3 protein-coding genes are annotated in these 2965 nt (G+C 56.0%); 2 read left to right on the forward strand and 1 reads right to left on the reverse strand.

From position 1 onward, the window contains the following. Positions 1 to 413: 413 nt before the first annotated feature. Both Q2941_RS51130 and Q2941_RS51135 read left to right on the forward strand, forming a co-directional pair. The gene (locus Q2941_RS51130; protein ID WP_458197474.1) at positions 414 to 626 is read left to right on the forward strand and encodes a hypothetical protein; all 213 of its coding nucleotides are present in this window, start codon (positions 414 to 416) and stop codon (positions 624 to 626) included. Between the two features lie 578 nt (positions 627 to 1204). Further along, complete coding sequence (locus tag Q2941_RS51135) at positions 1205 to 2071, forward strand: radical SAM/SPASM domain-containing protein (protein WP_458197475.1); 867 nt, start codon at positions 1205 to 1207, stop codon at positions 2069 to 2071. 485 nt (positions 2072 to 2556) lie between these two features. Here Q2941_RS51135 and Q2941_RS51140 read toward each other — a convergent pair. Next, positions 2557 to 2965 (reverse strand): trehalose-6-phosphate synthase (locus Q2941_RS51140; RefSeq protein WP_458197476.1); only part of this gene is annotated, 409 nt, incomplete at its 5' end.

Below are 2965 nucleotides of genomic sequence, written 5' to 3' on the forward strand. Positions count from 1 at the left end.
GCCGGCACCCCGACATAGCAGACTTTCTGGCGCCGCGGCTTAACGCGGACTGGAAGCCTGCTCATCGCGCACGCCCGTAATCGGGGCCACTATTCGCGACCGGAAACGACTTGCCGTCCGAGGTGAATTCGCCATTGCGCAGAAAGCCGTGATAGCTAGCCGCCAACGACGAACAAACATCAACTCTGCATCGGCATCCAGGCCACCTAGCTGACCAAGACCGTTGGTACGGCCGGCCAGCCTCTGCTCATCTCTACTAACAATGACCAACGGCCCGCGACAAGCGCGTGGCGCAATTGGATGCTTTCAGAAAATGTAACTTGCGGGCGAACTGTGCTTCAAAGTGCAGGCGCCTCGACTTTCTTACTTCGAAAAATTTCCGACAGAATCAAGGCTTGCCTAGCGAGCGTTGTATGGGTCGCTTTTCAGCTTGTCGTGCCGATTCGAAGCGCATCATCCGCCGTTTCGTCGGCGAGCAACTTAGCTGGAGCCGGAAGATCGACGAAGCGCCTGTTGACGCGGGCGAGCTCTCGCAATTGCGCCGCGCTGATAAGTTTTTGCATGAAATCTTACACCTCAAGGGTCGTCTCGTTCTGCACCACCGGTTTGAGCTTCAGTCCAGATGACGGATCAGGCACTTCAGGGTCCTTTCATGGCTATCGAGCGCCATTCCCACGGCGAAGCAGTCAGGTTTAATGGATCGAGCGCTCTTTCCATTCCGCGCCTTTTCGAGAGAGCTTGAATCGTACGTGGCGTCATATTGTACGATCTCGATCGTATGAACCGGCCCGACGCCGGTTGTGACAATCCTCGGGATCGTATTTGACTGCCCATTGCTGCGCAGCTGCCAAGGCTCAACGTCTATCGCAAGAGGCGAGAGCACAATGACCAATACCGGCGGCCTTCGGAATGGATCTTGCGCCGGCGGTTACCGAACTTACCGAAACACCGACGATGATGAGGTCCCGGGCTTGGCGCGCTTAACTCCCGCACATCCGCACCTCCTTACCGGCATTTCAACTGGATGCAGTGGAGAGGAGCCCTAGAACGTGGAATAACCTCGATCCAGCTGCGTTTTGGCCCCAGCTGTGTCGCCTTTATCGCCCATCGTCCGAGAACACGCATGAGCAAGCCCTCATGAAGGACGCAAGCCGGCTGCGTCGGGACGCTCGATGTTCCGAACATTTGGGAGAACACACCGCAAATGGTTGATTCATACCCGACGAATTTACAGGACCTGCGCGCTGCAATTCCTCCTAGCGGCCGGGTTTTGGAGATAACGACGACCACGGGCTGCGTCGTGGGATGCTCTTATTGTCCGCAGGCCAAGTTCGCCGAACGGCAAAGAGCCGTGTCTCATGCAAAGCATCTTCGTCTCGAAGATTTCAAGAGATGCCTGGCGCACGTACCAGCAGCTGTCGATATCAGTTTTTCCGGGTACTCGGAGCCCTGGCTCAATCCGGCTTGCACCGAAATGGTTGAGCATGCTTACGAAGCTGGCCATGGCATTCGGATTTCCACGACACTCGTAGGAATGAACGAGCGGAATCTACGACGCTTGCAGGCGCTGCAATTCCGGATTTTCCTGGTGCACGTCTTCGATGACGGCGCGCACATGAACAGCCGCCTCGTCAGGCGCAAATTTGTCGATTTGATACGTCAATTGGTCGACGCAGACATTTCATCCATGCTTTTCGTCGTCATGGGTGAAGTCCACCCCGAGCTTGTCGAGATAATCCCCGAGGAAGCGCTGGTTCGCTCGCGTCCGCTGAGCAGCAGGGGTGGAAGTGTCGATCCAAAGATCGATGAGGCACGACAGCCGATCGTCGGAGCACTGACATGTGCCGACGAACGAGAACATCGTAATCTTCTTCTCCCAAACGGCGACGTTACGCTCTGCTGCATGGATTTTGAACGACGCCACATCTTGGGCAATCTTCTTCGCGATGAATATCAAGATCTCTTCAAAGGACCGACTTTCTGCGAAGTTGTCGATCGTATGCACGGAATGGACGGCTTTCTGCTTTGCCGAACCTGCGAATTCGCCCAACCAATAGCATCGGCCGCCTGATTTGTAAGAAGTTGACGCCTGCCCAGACAACACGAAGCTGGGCATGCATTGTTTAGTTCTATCCTGGTTTAGTTCTACTCTGCCCGGCTGATCTGCAAGATCCGCAGGTCCAGCAAGGTCAGGCGGTGGGGCTTCACACCTGATGTGGCGCCCGGAGAGCACGCACAGACAGCGGCTTGTCGGCGCCGCTGCGGTCGGGATCGCCTACCTTGTCAGGCGGCAACGGCGCGATGTGATAGTTCATAGCGTTTCACACCCATCCACGCAGCCCCGAAACAATAATCCGGAACCCTTTGATTCCGGACTCAATGCAGAGAATCCTGAATGTGGATTGTCCTCGAGCATGATCCGGAAAACGTGAAGCGGGTTTGCTTCGTGGCAAAATGCGGAACGCGTTTGCGCGGAGATCACGATCAAATAAACCTAAGGCGCGATGATGATTCAGCAAAATCTAATCGCGCCTTAATGAACCGGACCTTGGTTGATCAGATGGGCCCGCCTCCCCTCTGGTCTGCGCGCATTCTCGAAGACAAGACCCAACGCATATCCTGCACATGATTCACCGCGACATTCAACTCCTCAGCCGTCGCGTAGATGGGCATTTGGGCATCGTTGATCCAACCGAACCCGAGATATCGAAACTGATCAGCTGGCACTCTCACCCGACTGTGGCCGAGCTCGCGAAGAAAGTCCTTCGACCAGCCGTGGATCGTATACGCCTCGAGTTTGTCCCTCATCGCTCGCCAGCGTTCGATGCGCTCCTCGCGTGGCATCTCGGCTGCTGTTGAAATCGCGGCCGCGATGTTCTCAGGAGAGGTTGGATCCACGTGCAGCGCCTCATCTTCGTTGAGGTCTTCTGCCGCGCCTGCGAACTTCGATAAGACCAGCACGCCC

This window comes from Bradyrhizobium sp. UFLA05-153, from assembly GCF_054185185.1.

Bases quoted from the DNA above. Each gene is read 5' to 3' on its own strand.
- Q2941_RS51130 (WP_458197474.1), top strand. From the start codon at position 414: ATGGGTCGCTTTTCAGCTTGTCGTGCCGATTCGAAGCGCATCATCCGC.
- Q2941_RS51135 (WP_458197475.1), top strand. From the start codon at position 1,205: ATGGTTGATTCATACCCGACGAATTTACAGGACCTGCGCGCTGCAATT.